Source organism: Exiguobacterium sp. Leaf187, assembly GCF_001423925.1.
GTDB lineage: Bacteria > Bacillota > Bacilli > Exiguobacteriales > Exiguobacteriaceae > Exiguobacterium_A > Exiguobacterium_A indicum.
On record NZ_LMPR01000004.1, the window covers coordinates 102883 to 123777 of the forward strand.

Here is a 20895-nt window from a genome sequence, read left to right on the forward strand (position 1 = left end):
GAGGAATCCGGCTGAGAGGAAAACCAATCTGTTTTCGACCCTATTACCTGAACTGGATAATACCAGCGTAGGAAAGTTGAGCCGAACGGATACCGGAATGCGTGTATAACGCTTTCGTATAGCGTCGACTGCTTTTTTACAGCGGTCGACGCTTTTTTTGTCGGTCACGACTCCCTTACATTGCTCGATGGGAAGGTGAAAAGAACATGAAACATGTACTGACGATTGCAGGATCCGACTCCGGTGGTGGAGCTGGGATTCAAGCAGATTTAAAAACCTTTTCGGCTTTAGGCGTTTATGGAATGAGCGTCCTGACAGCTGTCACGGCGCAAAATACACTGGGTGTTCAAGCGGTGGAAGAGTTATCTCCAGAAATCGTAGATGCCCAGTTAACGTCGATTTTCTCAGACATTCGTGTCGATGCGATCAAAATCGGAATGGTCTCGAATGCGCAGACGATTCGTGTCATTGCTACACATCTCCGCAAACAGACAGTTCCGATCATATTAGATCCCGTCATGGTCGCTAAAGGGGGACATGCCTTATTACGGACGGAAGCCGAACAAGCATTGATTTCGGAGCTTTTACCGCTTGCGACACTCGTCACACCAAATTTACCGGAAGCGGAGCGTTTAACAGGACGATCGGTCACCAATCTAGATGAAATGCGACTGGCGATGCATCAATTAGCTACACAGACAGGGGCAGTATTACTAAAAGGTGGACATCTCTCAGGAGCTGCGACGGATTTGTTGTTTGATGGGGAAGTAGAACACCGCTTCACATCGGAACGGTTAGACAATCAACATACTCATGGAACTGGTTGTACCTTATCTGCGGCGATTGCGGCGCGGATGGCGCTTGGAGAAGATTTGACAGATAGTGTAAGACAAGCAAAGAGCTATGTCACGGAGGCGATTCGTCATGGATTTGCTCTCGGACAAGGTATTGGACCGACACATCATTTTCATTCACTTTGGAGGGATACACATGTTTACGACCATTCTTGAACACAAACCACTCATTCACCATCTGACGAACACGGTAACGATCAACGACTGCGCAAACGTCACACTCGCTGTTGGAGCATCACCCGTCATGGCGGAAGACATTCGCGAAGTAGAAGAGATGGTTAGACTCGCGCAAGCCCTTGTCTTAAACATTGGTACGATCGATGCAGACATGCAAGCAGCTCAACGACTTGCAGCCGGTGAAGCGGGACGTTTGAATGTCCCGATCGTTCTTGATCCAGTTGGAGCAGGGGCAACGACATTACGTACTGCCTTTTCTAAAGAACTCATTAATCTCGGGTGTACGGTCATCAAAGGAAATACTTCTGAAATCAAGACGTTACTTGGGGAAGACGGACGAACTAAGGGAGTCGATGCTGCGGGAGATGCAATGATGGATCGAGAAAGTATTCGTGCATTCGCTCGCAAACACAAATCTGTCCTCGTCGTGACAGGTCCGAACGACTATATCACGGATGGAACGCGCGAAATGGAATTACATGTAGGAACACCTCGTCTAGGAGACATCACGGGTACGGGCTGTATGACGGCTTCCTTGATTGCGAGCTTCCTCGGCGCAGGATATACGGCGTTTGAGGCGGCTGTTCACGGAACATTCGTCATGGGAAAAGCAGGAGAACAAGCAGTCTCTGCGCAAGGTCTTGGTGATTTTAAACGAGAATTGTTCAATGCGATCAGCCTCATGACGGAGCAAGAACTGGTGGAGGTGACAGAACGTGTCAATTGATTACTCCATCTATGCAGTGACGGATCGTCGTTACCATCCTGGCGTCGCGATCGAGACGGTCGTTGAGGAAGCTGTTTTAGGTGGTGCGACGATCGTGCAACTACGAGAAAAAACCGCACAAGGAAAGGAATTCTACGATCAGGCAGTTCGGTTGAAGAGACTGACGGATCGACACGACATTCCTTTGATCATCAATGACCGGATCGATATCGCGTTACTCGTCGGAGCTGGTTTGCATATCGGACAAGAAGACATTCCTTTAACCGCAGCACGTCGCCTTTTACCAGATGCTGTAATTGGTGTGTCGGTAGCCACTGTTGCACAAGCGATTGAAGCAGAACGAGACGGAGCCTCTTATTTAGGCGTGGGATCTCTATTTGCGACGTCATCCAAAGCGGACGCTGATTCCATGTCGCATACGATGCTTCAGGCGATTCGGGAAGCCGTACGATTACCTCTAATCGGTATTGGTGGAATCACAGCAACAAATGTCTCCACCCTTCCCATCCCGCTAGAAGGGTACGCCGTCATTTCAGAAATTTTCGCTAAAGAAGATCGGCAACTCGCTGCGCAGCAAATGACAGATGCTGTGCGAGAATGGCATCAATCACTTCAGAACAGGGTATAATCCGTTCAGAGGTGATTGTATTGAAATGGCAGACGATCCGTTTTCGCGGCTATTGGATTCGATATCGGTTAGAACCACAAATCATTCGAGTCGATAATCAGGGGATCTACCATCTAGGAAAAGTCTTATTTCCGCGTCCTAATCGTATATCTTATGAGATGGCCCTTTTATTGAAAGAAAAGTATGAAAGACGCTACAAACGTCCGTTGTATATTAAAACGAGCTCGATTGCGACGGAAATTTGGGGACATACTCATTTAGACATCTATTACCGGGTACTTCTTCGTCTACCGATTCCGACTCGGCTACGACAGCGCTATTCGAACCGATTAGAGAGTACGAAAATCATTGATATCGGCGTACGCGCTGTCGATCAAAATCGAATCGTCTGGGATATCGGAGATTATGTTGGAGGATGGTTCGTATTTTGGCTCATTCGTAGGCGCATGCGCTAAACTTGCAATGTTCTGTTTTCCCATGGTGCAATATAGGTAAAAACGAGGTGACGGACATGGATATTCCCCGTTGTGAAACGATTGCGATTGACGAACAACGTGCGTCTGAAATCGGACAAGTCGTGGATACGATCCCAACACTTGAAATCGGAAAGCTATTTAAGATTCTTTCGGATGCGACACGACTGCGAATCGTTTATGCGTTGACGATTGAAGAAGAACTATGCGTTTGTGATGTCTCAGCCTCTGTCGACTGTTCGATTGCGACGGCGTCTCACCATCTTCGGTCTTTGTTGAAACAAGGACTCGTCAAGTTCCGAAAAGAAGGCAAAGTCGTCTATTATTCCCTGGATGATCATCATGTCTCATCGCTTGTGCATATGGCTATGGAACATGTGCATGAGGGAAAAGCAGTACGTGAATGATTCTTTAGAATAACGAAAAGCGTAGCTATTGCTGCGCTTTTTTTGTTCATCTCGGATCGTTTTCCTAGGACAAGCATCGACCTCGTCCTGTCAATCAAGATGACGCCTCTATAATCTGAAGAGGCTGACTCGAAAAAAGAATAACTCATCTTTTCAGACCCTTTCCTCAGGCGAGACACAAGCTGGCTTTCTTGCTTCATTCCAGCAGAAAAGCAGGTCTCGTTCGTCTCTGATAGCGCAAAATCGCGCTTGTTCCTGTAGAAGTGGCGTGTGACGCGTCATTCTTTTTGTTACGAGATAAGGGTGGCAGAATGATGATCTGCCACCCTTATCTTTGTAAAGACTGACTTTTGAGTCAGCTCCTTTTTGTTTATTCTTGTGCTGATTTCTCTGATATGGCAGGAACGAAGCGATGGAAGAAAAAAATCGTTGCACTAATCATCAAAAAGGACAGAATTGACAGGCCGAGGCACATCCATTTATATGTAGCAATTAACGCATCCGATTGTTGTAATTTTGCCTGAAGCGTTCGATATAAATCATCTTTTACACGTGATAAGTCTTCAAGGATCGTCTGAGTCGTTTGAGTCGATTGTCTGGCGAGACGTTTTGCTGCTGCTGGACTTTGGCGTTCATATACGACGAAAACCCGTTCGATTTCTGACTCCCAGACATTGTTGCGACGAAGAAGATCTTTAATTGTTCCTGGAGTAGTCGAAGATTGATTCAGACTATTACGTAAGTCATGAATTTTCGAAGTCGAAAAATAATATTGTTCAATATAACGATTATCTTCGTACAATAAGAGGCCGCGGACTGCGTTTGCTCGATCTCGATTATGTTCAACCAACTGATCGACTTGATTAATTAACGGTATATCATGATCCTTCATCTGCGCTGTCATCGCCGCAATTGTCCGATAACCAGATAAGGCATAAATGATTGGTATAGAGGCAAATAAACTGATCAAAAGAATCAGCAGAACACGCTGACGCCATAGTGAGTGCATGCAATCATTCCTTTAAATAAAAAGACATGTCATTAGCTTAACTACTATTACAAGAAAAGTGAAGCCTGTCTATTTTTTGAATAGGGATAGGAAAGTAAGAAGTCAGTATTCTGAATAAAAAAGCAGGAAAGCTAGTGCAATCCGAGAAGCTGTTTTATGTAGAAGAAAAAGCGCAGCTTGGCTGCGCTTGGTTAAAACGAATAGGAATGTTCCTTATAGTTTCCGAAAACCGTATGAATTTCTGAGAATGTAACGAATGCATTTGGCTCAACGGAAGAGACGATCTCTTGCAAACGGACGATTTCATTATTTTGAACGACGACATAGACCATTTTTTTCGTTCGGTTGGAATATCCTCCACGTGCATCGAGAATCGTGACACCACGACCGAGTTCTTTTGTAATGACTTCATTGATTTCATCTGCTTTCTCACAAATGATGATACATTGCTTAGAAGCAGAATAGAAACTGTAAACCGTCTGAAGGGCTTTGGCGCGAACGAAGCTCATGATGAGCGCGTACATAACGTGTTTTAAGTCAAACACCCACCAAACAAGGATGTAGATGACAAGATCTTGCATCAGAAATATGCGAGGAAGTGGCCAGTTATGAAAACGAGCGAAGAAAAATTTTCCAAGAATATCAAGCCCTCCAGTTGAAGCACCACCGAAGAATATCAATGCCATCGCAAGTCCAGAGACTAGACCGGCAAAGATGGAGGCGACGAGCGGATCATTTAAAGATTCCGGAACAATTTGAGTCGGAATCCAGTCGATTAAAAAAGAGGAAGCAACGACGATGATGCCGGATAAGAACATGAACCGTTTACGCAGAAAACGAAAACCTAAAAGGAAGAGTGGGATGTTTAAAAGCAATTGCGTTAAACCGATTGGCGTGTGGAAGAGCTCTTGGATGATGAGTGTGATCCCCATGATACCGCCTGATCCGATATCATTTGGAGATAGTAGTAAACTGATGTAAAGGGAATAAAGCAATGTACCGATGATTAAAAAACTAATTTTTTCAACTCTCTTTTTCTGTGGGTGTGTTGTAGTCATGGCAATATGATGAGTGACCTCATGCTCCTCCTTCTGTGAGTATCTGCCTGCAAGAGTACGCCCATATGCATAAAATTTCAACCCTTCTTATGAAAAAAGATGAAAAAGGGTACGTTTTTTTAGGAAGGTGATGAAAATGAAAAAAACGTTCTTGCTTATTGGTTGTATTTGTTTAGTAATACTAATTGGTATTCGCATTTTTCAACCATCGGATGAAGAAAATCGAACGTCTATTTGGCATGATGGAGATCTCGTAGCGAGACAAGTGGGTGCTTCGATGATGAATACGGTAGCGGTTCGTCAATTAGCCGAACAACTTCCGTTCTCATCAGATTTAAAACAGGTAGATGTCGAAGGGGAATCGTTGCGGCTTGTTTATGAGGTTACAGGAAAAGAGCGACAAGCCTGGATTGGTACCGATACTGGAACACTACAAGTGAATCAGGATTTTTTGAAAGCTCGGTTATCTAAAGTGCTGATGCATCATACACTTGTTTTATTTTCAACGATTCCTGATTTGACCGATCTCGAAATTTACTACACGGATCCGTATTCAGGTGCAGATTTTACGATGGACCGGAAAACATTCGACGCCTACACTCCGACCGATATTGAACGAGCTACTTCCTCTTCTAGACGCTTTAATCGGGTCGTCATTGATGGTTATGTGCTCGATGCATCAAGGCGAAATACTTTCTTTGAACGCTTCGCATCACGACTACGAATTCAAACTAATTAGTTGTATAAAGCAAGAAAAGGCATTTTTCACAATCTCGACACAATGATATCGTTTACATCTCGTTCTTTTATAAAAACGATAAAACAGGTCTATTCAATACTTGAACATCTTTTAAGATGGAAGTATGATAATAAATGAACAAACATTGTGAAGTGTTGAACAAAAGAAAGAGAGGTTTCTACGATGAACGAGGTAGAAGCATTAGAAGGATTACGGAATAAAGCAATCAAGTCGACGCGCATGCTACAAATGCGTCCTCTCGAGTACTTAGTTCGTGCCATGCTAGCAGGGATTTTCATTGGATTTGCAATTATTTTTACCTTAAAAGCAATTAACGGTCTATATATGGCGGAGTCACCTGTTGCGACACTTGTTGGTGGACTGACCTTCGGAGTGGCACTCGTCCTGATCGTTTACGGTGGGGCAGAGCTATTCACAGGAAATACGATGTATTTCACGACGGCGACGATGCGCGGCTATACGACGAAGATGGATACGATGAAGGTCTGGTTGATCTGTCTGATTGGAAATGGACTTGGAGGATTAGCATTTGCGCTACTCTTTTCTCAAACAGGAATCATCCAAGAGCTTGGTATGAACAACTGGTTATTTTCTGTCTCAGAAACGAAGATCCACCATACGACGTGGGAAATCTTCACACGAGCTATCTTCTGTAACTGGATGGTCTGTTTAGCGATTTTCATTCCAAAGAACATGAAGAATGAGTTGGCGCAGATCATGATGATGATGGTACTGGTCGCAGTCTTCTTCGCATCTGGATTTGATCACGTCATCGCCAATATGGCCTTGTTCTCCATTGCGTTAGTCGTACCACATCCGGATACGATCACATTTGCCGGAGCGATGCATAACCTGTTGCCAGCTTTAGCTGGAAACATCATTGGTGGAGCAGTCTTCATGGGAATGATCTATACGTGGCTGAATAAAGAAAAATTAGAAGTAGATGAATCACGTCAATCCACGACACCTGTTCATATTGCTTCGAAACAAAATGCATAATCAAAAAGCAGCTGTCGCGACAGCTGCTTTTTTCATTCATTCCATATGTTGAAAGCGATCGACGTCTGCAGCCAGTTCTTCGTAAATCGTCTCGACGATTTGTGCATCATCGAAGAGCCCGAGGACGTTATCGTCCGGTAAGGCGTCAACAGGAGACGTAAAGTACAGAACGGCCGTCAATAACAATTGTTCCTGCTCCGCATGCATTTCGAATTTTTTCTGATAGAGAGCACGAAGCATTTCAAGCAGTTGTTTTAATTGAAAATAAAGGACGAGTTCTGCCTCGCGTTCGATGTCCGAGCTTTCTGTAGACGCGATATCTTGCGTCAAGTGCGCAAGTCCGATTTCTGCTCGAACTAACAATTCTTGCTGTGCTTTTTCATCACCAACGAGGTCGAGTGCCTGTCGGTGAAAATACGTATAAGCCGATTTAAAATCGCCGGGTGTGAATTCCATGGTGATGCCTCCTTCTCTTCTCTTTCTAGTTTCGCCTTATTTCTTGCAAAATTGCAACTATTTCGTGAAAATAAAGATACAAGAAAGGGGATTACATAATGCCGACACAAGCAGAATTACAACAATACGCGTCTTTAGCCGTGCGTACGGGAATTAATCTACAACCAGGACAACAACTCGAGGTGCGTGCAGGAATCGAAAATTTGCCGCTCGTTCGTGAAATCACGCGTGTCGCCTACGAAGTAGGAGCTACGCAAGTATATGTACAATGGTCAGATGATGAGATGACGAAAATCCGTTATTTCGATGCACCGGAAGAGTCGTTTGATACGTTCCCGGATTGGTTAAAAGCACGTTACGACCAACTGGCAGAAGAAAAGACAGCGTTCTTATCGGTCGTCAGTGAAGATCCAGATTTATTGAATGGCGTGGACTCGAGCCGAATCGCACGTGCGAATAAAGCAGCCGGTGTCGCTCTTGCTAATTGGCGGAAGTTCGTCATGAGTGACAATGTCAGCTGGTGTGTCGTAGCAGCACCTTCTGAAAGCTGGGCGAAGAAAGTATTCCCTGATTCAGAGAATGCTGTTGAAGAGCTCTGGTCAGCTATTTTAAAGGCTACACGTGCCGATCAAGCGGATCCGGTCGCTGCATGGGCGGATCATGATCAGAATCTGCGTTCAAAAGCAAAATTCCTGACAGAGAAGAAATACAAAACATTGCACTACACAGCTCCAGGAACAGAATTATCAATCGAATTACCAGAACGTCATGTTTGGTTAGGTGGCGGTGGTCCGAATGCAGATGGTGTTGATTTCATCGCGAATCTGCCGACAGAAGAAGTGTTCACGTTACCGAAAAAGACAGGAGTCAACGGACACGTCTCGAGCACAAAACCGCTTAGCTATAGTGGGAACTTGATTGATGAGTTCACACTCTGGTTCGAGAACGGAAAAATCGTTAAAGCGGAAGCGAAACAGGGTCAAGAAGCATTAGATGACTTGATTTCACTTGATGAAGGTGCACGTTATCTTGGAGAAGTTGCGCTCGTGCCACACCGTTCGCCGATTTCTGACTCGGGTATCCTATTCTATAATACATTGTTTGATGAAAATGCTTCATGCCACTTAGCGATTGGTCGTGCGTACTCGACGTGTCTCGAAAATGGTCCTAGCCTTTCAGCAGAAGAACTAGAAGCACAAGGCGCGAACGACTCGATGACGCATGTCGACTTCATGATTGGATCAGCGGATCTATCGATTGAAGGAGAACTTGCAGACGGAACGCGTGAATCAGTCATGCGTGACGGAAACTGGTCAATCTAAACGAACAAAAAGGTGAGTCCGAATACGGAGCTCACCTTTTCTTGTAAGATTCTTGTTATGCTTCTTCACCGATAATTTTCACTTCTGTCTCAAGTAAGATACCGAATTTTTCTTGAACCGTTTCTTGGACATGACGAATGAGCGCGATATAGTCGGATGCAGAGGCATTCTCGACGTTGACGATGAAACCAGCGTGTTTCTTGGACACTTCAGCGCCACCGATGCGTGTTCCCTGTAAGTTGCTATCTTGAATCAGCTTCCCTGCAAAATAGCCTTCTGGACGTTTAAAGACGCTACCACAAGAAGGGTACTCGAGTGGTTGTTTCGTTTCTCGCTTATGCGTCAAATCATCCATGACTTCCTTGATTAGTGCTGGGTCACCCTCTGTTAAGGCAAATCGACCTTCGAGGATGATGTATTCTTTCTTCGAGAAGCAACTTGTCCGGTATCCCAGTTCGAGTTCATCATGCGAAATGTTCAACAGTTCTCCTTGTCGTGTCAATACAGTAGCGCTATGGAGGCAATCCTTGACTTCACCACCGTATGCTCCCGCATTCATGATCAATGCGCCACCAATCGTTCCTGGAATCCCACAAGCGAATTCAAGACCGCTGAGCTGATGCGCGTAAGCTACACGAGACGCTTCGATGATTGCTGCACCACTTTGAGCAACGAGTTCATGTCCTTCAACCGAGATATCGGTTAACTTCTCAAAGGAGAGGACAATGCCGCGGATGCCGCCGTCACGTACGACAAGATTCGATCCGTTTCCAAGCAACGTCAAGGGAATACCTTGTTCGTAAGCATATCGGACGACAAAAGCCGTTTCTTCATAAGAGGTTGGAATGATGAATAAATCCGCGATTCCTCCCATTTTTGTATACGTATGATATTTTAAAGGTTCATTGATTAGTACGGACTCTTTTGAAATGCCTTCATACAGTCCCGTCATTACTTGTTCAGTCATTATGGTCTCAGTCCTTTTCATGAATTCCTACCAGCGCTCATGCGCTCAAAATATATTTTAACATTAATCGTGCGGTCGTTGTTCAACATACTGTTCCCAAAATACCGACTTATGCCGGGAATTGCAAGCACTAGGGAGTGAATGTCATCGATTAGTAATGAAAAATGTCACAAGGAAAGCAGAGTCAGGAAGAGGAATGAAGCGAAAAGAACTCGGGAAAAGAGAAGTATAGAAGGAGGCGATGACGATGGAAAGTGAACGTTTATGGATGCGACCGTTCGAAGAAGAGGATTTCAGTTTTTATAAGTCGCTTGTCCAAAATGAGCAAGTCATGCGTTATATCAATGGAGGTACTGCCCTGAGTGAAGATGAAGCACGAGAGTGGTTCGAACGGCAATTGGAGCGATACTCGGATGAGCGACAAACTGGTTTTTTGCTGTTATTCAAAAAAGAAACGAATGAACCGATTGGTTTCGCCGGATTATTGATGCAGGAAGTGGATGGAATTGAAGAATTAGAAGTCGGTTATTGGCTCGAACCGAAGCACTGGAAAGTCGGTTATGGTCGTGAAGCAGCGAAACAACTAATGATGGAGGCGTTCAACCGAGGGCATGATCGAATCATCTCGATCATTCATCCCGATAATCATGCTTCGCAAAATGTCGCTCGCGTAAACGGGCTGAACTGGGAAAAAGATACGGTGTTTAGAGGCATTCCTGTCACGATTTACGCTGGACAACTATCACGACTTTGTCGTAACTAAAGAGGAGAGTTTTTATGTACGAATTTAACTTCGCGTCTTTTCACTCCATGACACCTGATACCTTATATGCACTTTTGAAATTACGGACGGATATCTTCGTCGTCGAGCAGGAGTGCGCGTATCCGGAGCTAGATGATCAAGATCAACAAGCGACACACCTAATCGTCCGGAGTGAGAGTGGTCAAATCGTCGGATGTCTTCGGATGTACGATCACCCGACAAAAGGAGTCGCGATTGGACGGGTAGCCGTTCATCGTGCACACCGGTCGGTTGGGTTAGCGAGACAAATGATGGAGAAAGCGATGGTTCATTTGCAGAAAGAAGCTGCGATCTACTTACAGGCACAAGCACACCTAGAAGGGTTTTACGGATCGTTTGGTTTCGAAACCGTATCCGACCCTTATTTAGAAGATGATATTCCACATGTGGACATGCAGTTTCACGCAAAGGATTCAAAAAAAGACTTCACGTCGACGATCGATGAACCGATGAATAAGTAGAATGAACTTTTTCGGAGGTGGATCAGTCATGAAGAAAGTGCTGGTCATTTTCGCTCTTAGTCTAATTGGTATCCTATCTTTAGGAGTCGGTATTTCGTATGCTCAATTGCAGGGGAACTATCGTGACTCTGAAAAAGAGTTGATGACGATTTTAGAGCGGCAACATGATTTATCAGCTTCCTCCTTTCTTGAAGTGCGCGCATCATTCTCTTTACGACATCGACAAATCATACACGTTCGACTTCGGGGTGAACCTGCCATCACATATGAGTTCATTCAGCCAAAGGATGAAATCGAATACCTGGGGTCTGTCGGAACAAGTGTTGAAAAGACAGGAAAACAAGATGCCGTCTTTCGAAACGCTCATTTAAAAGTCGGTAAAAAATAAAAAATGGAGGATCTTCCTGAAACGACGGAAGATTCTCCATTTTTTGCTTTCAAGACGATAGGATATTGCGTACACTACGAAGAGATACTGGAATGAGGAGGTCGAGGGAATCATGTGGAAACCCTTTATAAAAAATCAATCAATTGCACCGGCGTTACAAGCCTTCCGGGAACTTGACATCGAAATGTTTTGGACACATGTTGCCCAACTGAACGATGCGGAACAACAGGCCTTACAATTCATTAAGCGGGCGCTAGAGCAGGATTCACCTGCTCATTTAAAAATAGCGCTTGAAATGAAACAACCACTCGTCGAAGTCGATCGTCTGTTTCAAACACTCGTCACGTGTCAAAATCGTCAGCAGTTACTCGAAATGCTGCTAGCATACGGTCTAGACGTCAATCAAGTCTATACACTTGAAGGGCATCGATCGATCGTCCGCCAACCCCTTCACTTTCCGGTAGGTCTATATGCGGCGCGCCATTCCGAGTTGTGGGCACTTGTTGCTGAAAAGCTGGACTTTACTTATACGATGCATCTTCAACGCAGTGATCAATTCATGGAGACGCATGAATTGAATCTACTTGATCTCGTCTTATTGCTCGATATCGAAGAGGAGTTGACGGTTCGAGTGCTGGATCAGCTGTGCGAATGCAAGGCGACCGTTGGACTTGCAGAACGATTACAACGTCCCGCTTCACCATTGTTACTAAAGACGATTGAGGCGGATGCCTATCTAGCAACGTTTGTTTATGCTAAACATTATTTCCCGTTTTATGCGCTGATCGGACGACAAACCGTACTGTTCCAATCTTTATTGAACCGTGTGATGCAAGCGTCCATTGCTTCTGAAATGATTGAAGATGCCTTGCTTGCTTTTCATAATCACCAACCTGGACTTGCCTTGACATGGGGAGATGCCTATATCGAACAGTTGTACGAGATGGGGCTAGTGCTTCGTAAAACGGGTCATGTTGATTTTCGGGAAATGGATGCGGAGTATGTGTTACCTGAATACGATGAAGTGATTGAACGATTACGTGGTTAACGATTTATTTTGAACTTGAAACGTATGCCAATGAGAAAAAAGTTGGATATCGCAAAATGTACTTTTTTGGTATAGTCTCAACACATCTAAGTTTGTGGAATGAAAAATGGTTTCGAACGTCTTGATGTTTGCTTTACACAATTTGGCTTGAAAGGTATCTAAAATTCGCCGACCGTAACCTTGATATTTCAACTCGGGCAAACACGTGATTTCAAGGAGACGAATCGTACGACCATATTTTTGATAGAGCAGTGTACCGATCACTAATTGTTGGTCGTATATTAAATAAGGTGATGTGTTTGAATGGCTGAATTGTTCATAATGTTCTTGATGATATGGAAAAAGATGATCACATCCTTTTATAGAGTGATTTCGAAGAGTGAGGTATAATTCTTGATTACGGGCATGTATAGGTTGAAAGCGTAAAGATGATACACGGTCATTTGAAATTCCGATTAAGCGAAATTGTTCAGCAGAAAGTGTATATCCGAGTGTTTTCCAAACCGATGATAGCGCACCATCTTGAGGCGGAACGACCTGTACTTTAATTTGTTGGGCACCTTGACGAACAAGATACTCATGTAAGTGTTTCGCAAGAAGGTGAAATGCGGAGATATTTGAGTAGGCACCGTTCATCAGACAAGTCATTTCATTTGAAATACGATAACCAAGAGTCGCATAGACTAGATCATGTTTGAGATAAACGAATTGATGACCTTCAAGTAATTGAAAAAAAGGAATGTCGTGTGCCCATTGATTATGTTGTAATAGTTGGTGAACATGTCGTTTTTGATTCCGTGACAGTTGATTATAATGTACGATAGACAAAATCATAGTCCTCCTTTAATTATATGAAGTTTATTCACCTATTATTTTACAGTAAATTAAAGGTATTTATATATTGTTTTTGAAACGGAAAGTAGATGGATTATTTAAGAAAATGAGGTTAATTGATTATGAAATATCTTTGGGGCGTGATTGGATTAACACTCTTTTTACTTCTCGCGGATGCGACAGTAGGAGAAGCAAAGGATTATGACGAGCCTGATATCAGTATGTCTACGACATACGGCGATTATGGAGCACAAAGTCATATTATCGTCGATCGAAAAGAACCGATCTATGAAGGATTCGATTCACCGAACGACATGGCATTCCTATTCGCTTGTATTGCATTACTCGCAACAGTTGGACTTGGCATCGTCAATGCCTCCGATTGAAATGAATCTGACTAATAAAAGGCAAGTGACGAATCCATCGTCACTTGCCTTTTATTGTCTACTATGTGTGATCAAGAAGAATCTACTCTTAGAAATGAATTCGTTTTTTTCGACCAACGCGTGCCATTCGTTCGTGTTCTTGTTCGAGTCCGGCTCGTTCGAGGAGATCGAGGTAATAGCGAAACGGAGTCGAGCGATGCGAAAAATATGGGATATATTCAGTGAAAAGCATCGTCTCAGCTCGATCTAACGCGCGTAGGGAAATGAGAGCATGTAGCTCTGCGAAACGAATTTCTTGATAGGTGGATAAAGCGTCTGCATCAATCCGAACATGCGACTGTAGTTTTTTAGCATGCGCATTCAAGCAATGGATATATGCTTCTTGATGTTCGGGTTTCTCGCAATGGGCAAGTACGGCAAGCAAAAGGTCACTGCGCTCGGTATCGACGTCCATCGGAACCTTCAACGCTGTATAGAGGGCGCGTTCCATCCACTCGACACCATGACTATCATTTTTATAATAGCCGACTAATTCTTGAAAAAAATCGACTTGCGAGACTTTCAATAATCGAAACGGATCATTACTTAAAAATAAAGGTTCTTCCCCGGCAGCCGACGAAAGAAGAAAGAAAAATTCCTCAAAGGCAATCCGGGTTCCGTTTTTACGATGAGCGTAATGGCGTAAATGCTTCAACAGGCGTTTTGCGGTGATATACCAATTCTTTTGTTCGCGAAGCGGTACGATCGTATTTGGCTCAAGGTACTGGAGATCGTATGCTAATTGAATAAACCGTTCCGTCTGAGCAATCGTCTGTTCGACGGTCGGTTGTTCCTGTTCTTTTTGCAAGTCCTTATACTTCACGAACTGTGTCAACATGGCGTCGAACTCTTTCTCTTCGATGACTTGTCTCGGGAGTTGACGATAGATTTCGACGATGATATCGCGAAGGGTCGTATCGCCATATTGTTCTAGTAAGAGTCGCAGTTTCCGTATTCTCATGATCGCCCTCCTTCGCAAGAAAAGCACAGTACAACACTATTCAATTCCCGCTTTTTTCATAAACCGAACCTCTTCATTTGCGCTTTTTAGTCAGAGACGACTATCTTAAATAAGAAGACTCATTACAGAAGGGGACGATTACACATGAATGAAACCATTCAACATTTACTCAACCACCGGTCAATCCGGAAATTCAAACAACATCAATTAGACGAAGAGACGATTGAAACACTCATAAAAGCTGCACAAGCTGCCTCGACATCCTCTTATCAGCAAGCCTATGCGATCATCGGTGTCGAAGACGAAGGATTGAAACGACAATTAGTCGACGTTGCAAGTGGTCAACGATATGTGGCAGAAAACAGTTACTTCTTCGTCTTTTGTATGGATTACCACAAACATACGTTAGCGGCAGAACTAGCAGGAGGCGACGTGAGCCGGACGATCGAGACGACGGAAGCGCTTGTCGTAGGGGCTGTCGATGCGGGACTTGCCGCTCAAAATTTAGTCGTAGCTGCCGAGTCGCTCGGCTACGGAACGGTCTACATCGGTTCACTACGAAATGATGCTCGTCGTGTCAGCGAACTCTTACAACTTCCAGATCACGTCGTACCATTATTCGGAGTCGCGGTCGGTCTTCCGGATCAACAACCGGGTAAAAAACCCCGCCTTCCGATGGATGCGGTCTTCCACCGGAATACGTATACTGATGACGATACGATGCGTGAGTTACTGACAGGATACGAAGAGTCAACGTCATCGTATTACGGAGAACGGACCGGTGGTCAACGGACAGAAGGGTGGGTCAAACAGATGGCTGCCTCGATGCACGAACCGAAACGGACGTATCTCCGCGAGTTCTTGAAAGAGAAACAGATCGCAAAAGATTGATACGGAGGTATCTGAATGGCAGAACATCAACCACACCGCTCTCGCTTGGAGCGACGACGTATGCAGTTAGAAGAGCAAGCTAGACAAGAAGAAGAGCAGGCTAGGCAAGAAGAAGCTTTTTCGAAAGCGTACGCGCCGGACGAATCATTTTCTCAACAATCCTTTGAGAAGCAGCAAGAACCGGCTACGTATCATCGATATGTCGAAGAGCAACCGCGAGATCGAAAAAGTACATCGCGTCGTTCCGGGAGCGGCATGCTTAAACAGGTCGCACAGATGATCGGGGGTGCCGGATCACGGTTGTTTGCTAATCGGGAACGCTCGAGACGCCCGAGGAAGGCGGGGCGATCAGAGCAATCGGTACAGCAGAATCCTGACGTCTCTTCACGCGAAGCTCATCCTAAAAAAATCAAGAAAAAACGTCGTTTTAAACGAAAGCTTCTTGGACTATTTTTATTGTTGCTCATCGCATTCGTTCTTTTTGCTTCACAACCATTCACGTTCTTATTGATCGGTAGTGATGCACGACCTGGAGAGTCGTTGCGTGGATCACGTTCAGACTCCCTGTCGGTCATGCAATTCATTCCACTTTCTCGAACGATTCAACTGACGTCGATTCCTCGAGATACGTATACACCGATTTCCTGTGAGAATGGAATGAAGGATAAAATCACACATGCCTTTGCCTTCGGTGGAGAAGAATGTACGCAAGATGCTGTTTCGGGTCTACTCGATGAAGAGATCGATGGAAAGATCGTCATCTCCTTCGATAGTTTCATCGGATTAGTGGATCAAATCGGCGGAATCGACCTTGTCTCGACAGGAACATTCTCCGAGCAGGATGCGAGTGGGAAAGCAAATCAGTATTCATTCCAAAAAGGGAAGGAATATCATATGGATGGCGCGATGGCACTTGCCTATTCGAGACATCGAAAAACGGATAATGACGGAGCGCGCGCGAATCGTCAGTCGGAAGTCATCCAAGCCGTCGCGACACACTTGATGAAGCCGACTGGATGGTCGAAAATTCCAGCAGCGCACACGTATATGAAAGAAGAGATGAACCTTGATTTAAGTGTCCGCGAGATGGCGACGGCAGGGTTATCGATTGCCTTGATGTCAGAACGAAAACATTATGAAATCGAAGCCGTCAGCCAACGACTGAACGGGATTTTCTATGACTTACCGAATGAGAAGGCACTGCAAGAACTACGTGATCAGCTCGATACGACGTTTTATGGCACATTGAAGAACTAATGGGGAGGGGTTTCCTTCCGTTCATTGCGGGTATAAATTGATGTACGTTGCTCCTTTGGTGGATTGTTTTAGGTTATCTCTGAAATCGACGATTTTTGGACATGACATCATGACATTCCACGAAGGTGACTAACTTATCGAGGAGGGACCCCCCATATGAAAGTACTAGTCGTAGGTGCATCCGGTACGATTGGAGCGCGCGTCGTCAAATCGCTTGCCAAGGGTCATCAGGTCACGGTCATCGTTCGTCATGAACATCTGGTGGAACGATTCGAAAAACTCGGTGTCAAGGCGCATTACGTCGATATCGAAACAGAACTCGAAAAAGTCATTGAGCACGGAGTCGCAGGGCAGGATGCAGTCATTTGTGCGGCGACCGCAGGAGTAGACGGCGAAGCAACTGAAATAGAACTGCTGGATCGAACAGTCGCTTTGAAAACAATTGATGCAGCTAAAAAAGCGCGAGTACGTCATTTCGTGCTACTGAGCGCTTATGGTGCAGATCGACCTGAGCAATTCAAGAAAGATGTCTATCCGTTCTACGCTGCTAAGAATGCAGCAGAGGAACAGATTGAACATAGTGGTTTGACGTATACGATCATTTGTCCGGTTGCCATCACAACAGGTGAAGGGCGTGGCTTGATTGAAGCCGATGAAGATTTGAAGGACACGAAGGACGCGACGATTTCGGAAACGGATGTCGCATCGATCCTCGTTGCTTCTGTCGATAATCGATCGGTATTCAATCGACGTCTAGAAGTCAAGGAAGGGAAGACTTCCTTGAATGAGGCCTTAGGGGGAGCGGAAGCTGTCGGTAGCGTTAAAGATAACCGTCAAGTCAAAAAACAATTACCACGTTTTAACTAACTGTTTGTCTCGTTAAAACGTGAATTCTCTAAAATGAAGCGAACTCATTTCCGCGTATAAGACGGAAGAGTTCGCTTTTTTGTTGATAAAAGTAGATAGTCGAAAAGAGGAAGTCTGCTACACTGAACAAAGAAGGAGGGGGTTAGATGTGAAAAAACCGTTGATCTATCTGATCCTAGCGATTGCTATTATCGGCATTGCCTATCAAGGTTATCAAACATATGATGCAAAACAAAAAAAAGTGGAGCAACAACAAAAACAAGTATCACAAGGTGGTCTCGAAGTAGGGATGAAAGCCCCGAACCTATCCTTGCGTCAAGAAGGAAAAACCATTGATCTAGACGAAATCAATCATGATGTCTTTGTCATTAATTTTTGGGCAACGTGGTGTCCACCTTGTAAACAAGAGATTCCAGAACTAAATGCCTTTGCACGACATACAGATGTACCCGTTTACGGGATCAATGTCACGACATCAGAACGACGTGTTTCGGATGTTGCCGATTTTCTGAAGCAGACACCTGTTGAATATCCTGTGTTATATGACCGAATGGGAACGTCAGAAGATGCTTATCGTCTCGTAGCAATGCCAGCGACTTATGTATTAGACCGGAAAGGAAAGATTCTTTCGAAGCACATCGGTCCTGTAACGGAACAGATGTTAAAAGAGATGGTGAAACGAACAGGAGGATGACAATGGAACTCCTATGCCACAACTGCTCCTTTCAACAAACATTCCAACTCGGTCAACTAGATGGTTGGCCGACATTTCCTGCTGTCTTGACGCAAGGGGTCGAAGCGTTCATGACAGGTCTCCCGCTTTGGTTCGTTCCGTCGATGCATGAACCGATTTTACAGCGGACGTATGTAGACGACTGGAATCGATTTCGATTAATTCAGCACTATCAGCTTTATCAGGAGGAATTAGCGGATGGTTGGGTACCGTATCAATTGGATTTATACCACTGTCCGACTTGTCACCGATTTTCGAATCGGTTTTGGTGTGCCCTATTTTTACAACTAGATGTCGTTCAACCACTTTACGAATGCCCACATGATCAGACGATACTAGAGCGAATCGAAATATCCGATATCGATCACTTTTCCTGCCCATCGTGTCATGGTCACTCCCTATATGTGCGTAGATAAAGCGAAAAAGCCATTCATTTCATGAAAGACTGATGAGAGAAACTCCTTCTCTATAGTCAATTCATGGTACTGAATGGCTTTTTATCGATCATCAACCCATTTGCCGAAACGAAAATGTTTGAAAGGAAGAGGGTGATGAATTACTGACATCTAACGTATAGGTTGTACCGTCAAAAATAATCGTATCGCCTAACCTTGCTTCAGGTGGTAAATAACGTCGTGGAATGAAACTTGAACCATTTTCCCATAGCAGGACAGCATATTTGCCGTCAAGTCGCTCCAGCGTACCACGTTTGATCATATTAACTCCTCCCACAAATTACATCGAAGTCATCCCTTGGTCGATCAGGAACGTACTCTCTCTCTATCATTCTTTGTAATTTTTAATCTTATGTTTGGTATATTCCCAGTTCATTTCATCTTTACACATGATTCTTTAAAAAAACGTGATTCCAAGCCGTTTTCGTCTTAAATCTGACGTATTTAACAGGAAATAAAGGAGATACTGGTAAGAAAAAAAGACCCGATAGGACATATCGGATCTTTAATATGAAATAGACTCAAGAAGCGAGAGATTGTTTTGTTTCGATTTTCGTTGGACGAAGAAATGCGAGTAAAAACGTAAACAATGGTGAAAGGAGTAAAAAGAATGCGAACGGGATGTATTCAGTTACCGGGACACCAAGAGTAGAAGCAAAGAATGCTCCAGAAACTCCCCACGGAATGAGTGGGTTGACGAGTGTTCCTCCATCTTCGAGTGAACGAGAAAGGAAACGCGGATCAATCTGACGCTCTTCAAAGATTTTCTTGAATGCTTGACCCGGAAGCAAGATGGACAAGTATTGCTCTCCAGCCATGAAGTTAACACCGATCGATGATAAGGCAACCGATGAAATGATGCTGCCATCGCGCTTCAATCGGGAAACCGTTCGTTCAATGACGACATCGATGACACCGATACCACGCAAGACGCCACCGAAAGCGAGCGCGAGCATGACGAGTGAAACGGACCACATCATCGATTGCAATCCACCTTTACTAATGATGGATGTAACCGTCTCACTAGAAGATTCTAGTTTTAATCCGTTCTGAATGACTGCCATCCAGTTCGAGATATTCCAGTTTCCTTGTACAAGACCTGTTAACAACAATCCACTTAAAACACCAGCAACAAGTGTTGGGATGACCGGCATCTTACGTAATGCTAACACCATGACGAGCAACGGTGAAAGCAACGTCCAAGGTGACAAGTCGAACAAACGAGCTAACTCCTGCTGTGTCGTTTGAACAACGGATGAATCAACATTTCCACTACTACGTCCGAAAATGAAGAATAAGATGAATGTGATCGTGATAGCGGGAATCGTCGTTCCCATCATGAAACGAATATGATCGAACACAGACACATTGACGATTCCGGGCGCGAAATTCGTCGTATCTGATAAAGGTGACATCTTATCTCCGAAACAAGCTCCACTGATGATGGCGCCTGCTGCAAGTGCAGGATTGACGCCCAGTGCGATTGCGATACCCATCAAGGCAACACCGACCGTACCGATCGTTGTAAACGAACTACCTGTAAAGGTCGAGACGACCATCGCAATCAGAAGAGCGCTCGGTGCGAACCAAGTCGCTGAAAGGGTCGATAACCCGAAATGGAGAAGGGTCGGCACTGCGCCACTCATCATCCAGACCGCGATTGTCATACCAACGAGCAACATGATCAAGATCGGTTTAATCGCTTCCCGAATACCTTGAATCATATGGTGTTCGACGTCCTCGAACTTAAAACCGCGGTAAACGGCATATCCTGAGACGAAAATAAGACTAGACAAGATGGCAAGATGCGGTTCGGCTTTAGCACCGAATAACGCGGACAATAAGATGATGATACTGATTCCTAGGATAGCTGCGGATTCACGGAATGACATGCGCATGCTTCCACCTCCTTATATGAATATGAGAGTATGATAAC

The 20895-nt window shown here is 44.5% G+C and carries 26 protein-coding genes; 18 read left to right on the plus strand and 8 right to left on the minus strand.

What is annotated here, in order from left to right:
• Positions 1-206 precede the first annotated feature (206 nt).
• Genes thiD through ASF99_RS01415 form a run of 5 tightly spaced genes read left to right on the plus strand, consistent with a single transcriptional unit; the run spans position 207 to position 3266 of the window.
• Entirely contained in the window at positions 207-1010 is an 804-nt protein-coding gene (gene thiD, locus ASF99_RS01395; RefSeq protein WP_023467188.1) for a bifunctional hydroxymethylpyrimidine kinase/phosphomethylpyrimidine kinase, read from the plus strand.
• The gene (thiM, locus tag ASF99_RS01400) at positions 991-1758 is read left to right on the plus strand and encodes a hydroxyethylthiazole kinase (RefSeq protein WP_055966644.1); all 768 of its coding nucleotides are present in this window, start codon (positions 991-993) and stop codon (positions 1756-1758) included. Before thiD ends, thiM begins: the two co-directional genes overlap by 20 nt.
• The gene (thiE, locus tag ASF99_RS01405; RefSeq protein WP_035398847.1) at positions 1748-2386 is read left to right on the plus strand and encodes a thiamine phosphate synthase; all 639 of its coding nucleotides are present in this window, start codon (positions 1748-1750) and stop codon (positions 2384-2386) included. The genes thiM and thiE overlap by 11 nt, the downstream gene beginning before the upstream one ends.
• Positions 2387-2406: 20 nt before the next feature.
• Complete coding sequence (locus ASF99_RS01410; protein WP_035398846.1) at positions 2407-2841, plus strand: hypothetical protein; 435 nt, start codon at positions 2407-2409, stop codon at positions 2839-2841.
• 56 nt (positions 2842-2897) lie between these two features.
• The gene (locus ASF99_RS01415; RefSeq protein ID WP_041254995.1) at positions 2898-3266 is read left to right on the plus strand and encodes an ArsR/SmtB family transcription factor; all 369 of its coding nucleotides are present in this window, start codon (positions 2898-2900) and stop codon (positions 3264-3266) included.
• Between the two features lie 370 nt (positions 3267-3636).
• On the opposite strand, the gene ASF99_RS01420 is transcribed toward ASF99_RS01415, so the two are convergent.
• Together ASF99_RS01420 and ASF99_RS01425 are read right to left on the minus strand one after the other, a co-directional pair.
• Positions 3637-4275, minus strand: coding sequence for a CHASE3 domain-containing protein (locus ASF99_RS01420; protein WP_035398843.1), 639 nt, complete (start codon positions 4273-4275; stop codon positions 3637-3639).
• 191 nt (positions 4276-4466) lie between these two features.
• A complete protein-coding gene (locus tag ASF99_RS01425; RefSeq protein WP_023467195.1) occupies positions 4467-5333 on the minus strand; it encodes a YitT family protein in 867 nt (288 codons plus the stop codon).
• A gap of 136 nt (positions 5334-5469) precedes the next feature.
• Here ASF99_RS01425 and ASF99_RS01430 point away from each other — a divergent pair, with 136 nt between their 5' ends.
• Together ASF99_RS01430 and ASF99_RS01435 are read left to right on the plus strand one after the other, a co-directional pair.
• The gene (locus ASF99_RS01430; protein WP_055966647.1) at positions 5470-6072 is read left to right on the plus strand and encodes a hypothetical protein; all 603 of its coding nucleotides are present in this window, start codon (positions 5470-5472) and stop codon (positions 6070-6072) included.
• Positions 6073-6255: 183 nt separating this feature from the next.
• Entirely contained in the window at positions 6256-7092 is an 837-nt protein-coding gene (locus ASF99_RS01435; protein WP_023467197.1) for a formate/nitrite transporter family protein, read from the plus strand.
• Positions 7093-7128: 36 nt separating this feature from the next.
• Here ASF99_RS01435 and ASF99_RS01440 read toward each other — a convergent pair whose 3' ends face one another.
• Positions 7129-7548: a YkvA family protein gene (locus ASF99_RS01440; protein ID WP_023467198.1), complete on the minus strand. Its 420-nt coding sequence runs from the start codon at positions 7546-7548 to the stop codon at positions 7129-7131.
• Positions 7549-7646: 98 nt separating this feature from the next.
• Here ASF99_RS01440 and ASF99_RS01445 point away from each other — a divergent pair, with 98 nt between their 5' ends.
• The gene (locus ASF99_RS01445; protein WP_023467199.1) at positions 7647-8870 is read left to right on the plus strand and encodes an aminopeptidase; all 1224 of its coding nucleotides are present in this window, start codon (positions 7647-7649) and stop codon (positions 8868-8870) included.
• A gap of 55 nt (positions 8871-8925) precedes the next feature.
• Here ASF99_RS01445 and murB read toward each other — a convergent pair whose 3' ends face one another.
• Positions 8926-9837, minus strand: a complete 912-nt coding sequence (gene murB / locus ASF99_RS01450) for a UDP-N-acetylmuramate dehydrogenase (RefSeq protein WP_035398835.1) — start codon at positions 9835-9837, stop codon at positions 8926-8928.
• A gap of 247 nt (positions 9838-10084) precedes the next feature.
• Here murB and ASF99_RS01455 point away from each other — a divergent pair, with 247 nt between their 5' ends.
• The 4 genes from ASF99_RS01455 to ASF99_RS01470 all read left to right on the plus strand — a co-directional run bounded on the left by ASF99_RS01455 (position 10085) and on the right by ASF99_RS01470 (position 12536).
• Complete coding sequence (locus tag ASF99_RS01455; protein ID WP_023467201.1) at positions 10085-10600, plus strand: GNAT family N-acetyltransferase; 516 nt, start codon at positions 10085-10087, stop codon at positions 10598-10600.
• A gap of 14 nt (positions 10601-10614) precedes the next feature.
• Entirely contained in the window at positions 10615-11100 is a 486-nt protein-coding gene (locus ASF99_RS01460) for a GNAT family N-acetyltransferase (protein ID WP_055966650.1), read from the plus strand.
• A gap of 28 nt (positions 11101-11128) precedes the next feature.
• A complete protein-coding gene (locus ASF99_RS01465) occupies positions 11129-11488 on the plus strand; it encodes a hypothetical protein (RefSeq protein WP_050678267.1) in 360 nt (119 codons plus the stop codon).
• Positions 11489-11600: 112 nt separating this feature from the next.
• The gene (locus ASF99_RS01470; RefSeq protein WP_055966652.1) at positions 11601-12536 is read left to right on the plus strand and encodes a hypothetical protein; all 936 of its coding nucleotides are present in this window, start codon (positions 11601-11603) and stop codon (positions 12534-12536) included.
• Here the strand turns inward: ASF99_RS01470 and ASF99_RS01475 are convergent.
• On the minus strand, positions 12525-13364 hold the full coding sequence (locus ASF99_RS01475) for a GNAT family N-acetyltransferase (RefSeq protein ID WP_035398871.1): 840 nt from the start codon (positions 13362-13364) through the stop codon (positions 12525-12527). The two genes, ASF99_RS01470 and ASF99_RS01475, sit on opposite strands and share 12 nt — an antisense overlap.
• A gap of 128 nt (positions 13365-13492) precedes the next feature.
• Here ASF99_RS01475 and ASF99_RS01480 point away from each other — a divergent pair, with 128 nt between their 5' ends.
• Entirely contained in the window at positions 13493-13756 is a 264-nt protein-coding gene (locus tag ASF99_RS01480; RefSeq protein ID WP_023467206.1) for a hypothetical protein, read from the plus strand.
• Between the two features lie 88 nt (positions 13757-13844).
• Here ASF99_RS01480 and ASF99_RS01485 read toward each other — a convergent pair whose 3' ends face one another.
• Complete coding sequence (locus ASF99_RS01485) at positions 13845-14756, minus strand: hypothetical protein (protein WP_023467207.1); 912 nt, start codon at positions 14754-14756, stop codon at positions 13845-13847.
• 144 nt (positions 14757-14900) lie between these two features.
• On the opposite strand from ASF99_RS01485, the gene nfsA reads away from it, so the two are divergent.
• The 5 genes from nfsA to ASF99_RS01510 all read left to right on the plus strand — a co-directional run bounded on the left by nfsA (position 14901) and on the right by ASF99_RS01510 (position 18920).
• Positions 14901-15647 carry an oxygen-insensitive NADPH nitroreductase gene (gene nfsA / locus ASF99_RS01490; RefSeq protein ID WP_023467208.1) on the plus strand — a complete coding sequence of 249 codons (747 nt, stop codon included), beginning with the start codon at positions 14901-14903 and terminating at the stop codon, positions 15645-15647.
• Between the two features lie 15 nt (positions 15648-15662).
• Positions 15663-16904, plus strand: a complete 1242-nt coding sequence (locus ASF99_RS01495; RefSeq protein WP_055966653.1) for an LCP family protein — start codon at positions 15663-15665, stop codon at positions 16902-16904.
• A 156-nt stretch (positions 16905-17060) separates the two neighbouring features.
• On the plus strand, positions 17061-17771 hold the full coding sequence (locus ASF99_RS01500) for an NAD(P)H-binding protein (RefSeq protein ID WP_023467211.1): 711 nt from the start codon (positions 17061-17063) through the stop codon (positions 17769-17771).
• Between the two features lie 148 nt (positions 17772-17919).
• Complete coding sequence (locus ASF99_RS01505) at positions 17920-18465, plus strand: TlpA family protein disulfide reductase (protein WP_023467212.1); 546 nt, start codon at positions 17920-17922, stop codon at positions 18463-18465.
• Positions 18466-18467: 2 nt separating this feature from the next.
• Complete coding sequence (locus tag ASF99_RS01510; protein WP_023467213.1) at positions 18468-18920, plus strand: hypothetical protein; 453 nt, start codon at positions 18468-18470, stop codon at positions 18918-18920.
• 91 nt (positions 18921-19011) lie between these two features.
• On the opposite strand, the gene ASF99_RS01515 is transcribed toward ASF99_RS01510, so the two are convergent.
• Positions 19012-19221 carry a DUF3006 domain-containing protein gene (locus tag ASF99_RS01515; protein WP_023467214.1) on the minus strand — a complete coding sequence of 70 codons (210 nt, stop codon included), beginning with the start codon at positions 19219-19221 and terminating at the stop codon, positions 19012-19014.
• Positions 19222-19480: 259 nt separating this feature from the next.
• Positions 19481-20857: a Na+/H+ antiporter NhaC gene (nhaC, locus tag ASF99_RS01520; protein WP_023467215.1), complete on the minus strand. Its 1377-nt coding sequence runs from the start codon at positions 20855-20857 to the stop codon at positions 19481-19483.
• Positions 20858-20895 lie beyond the last annotated feature (38 nt).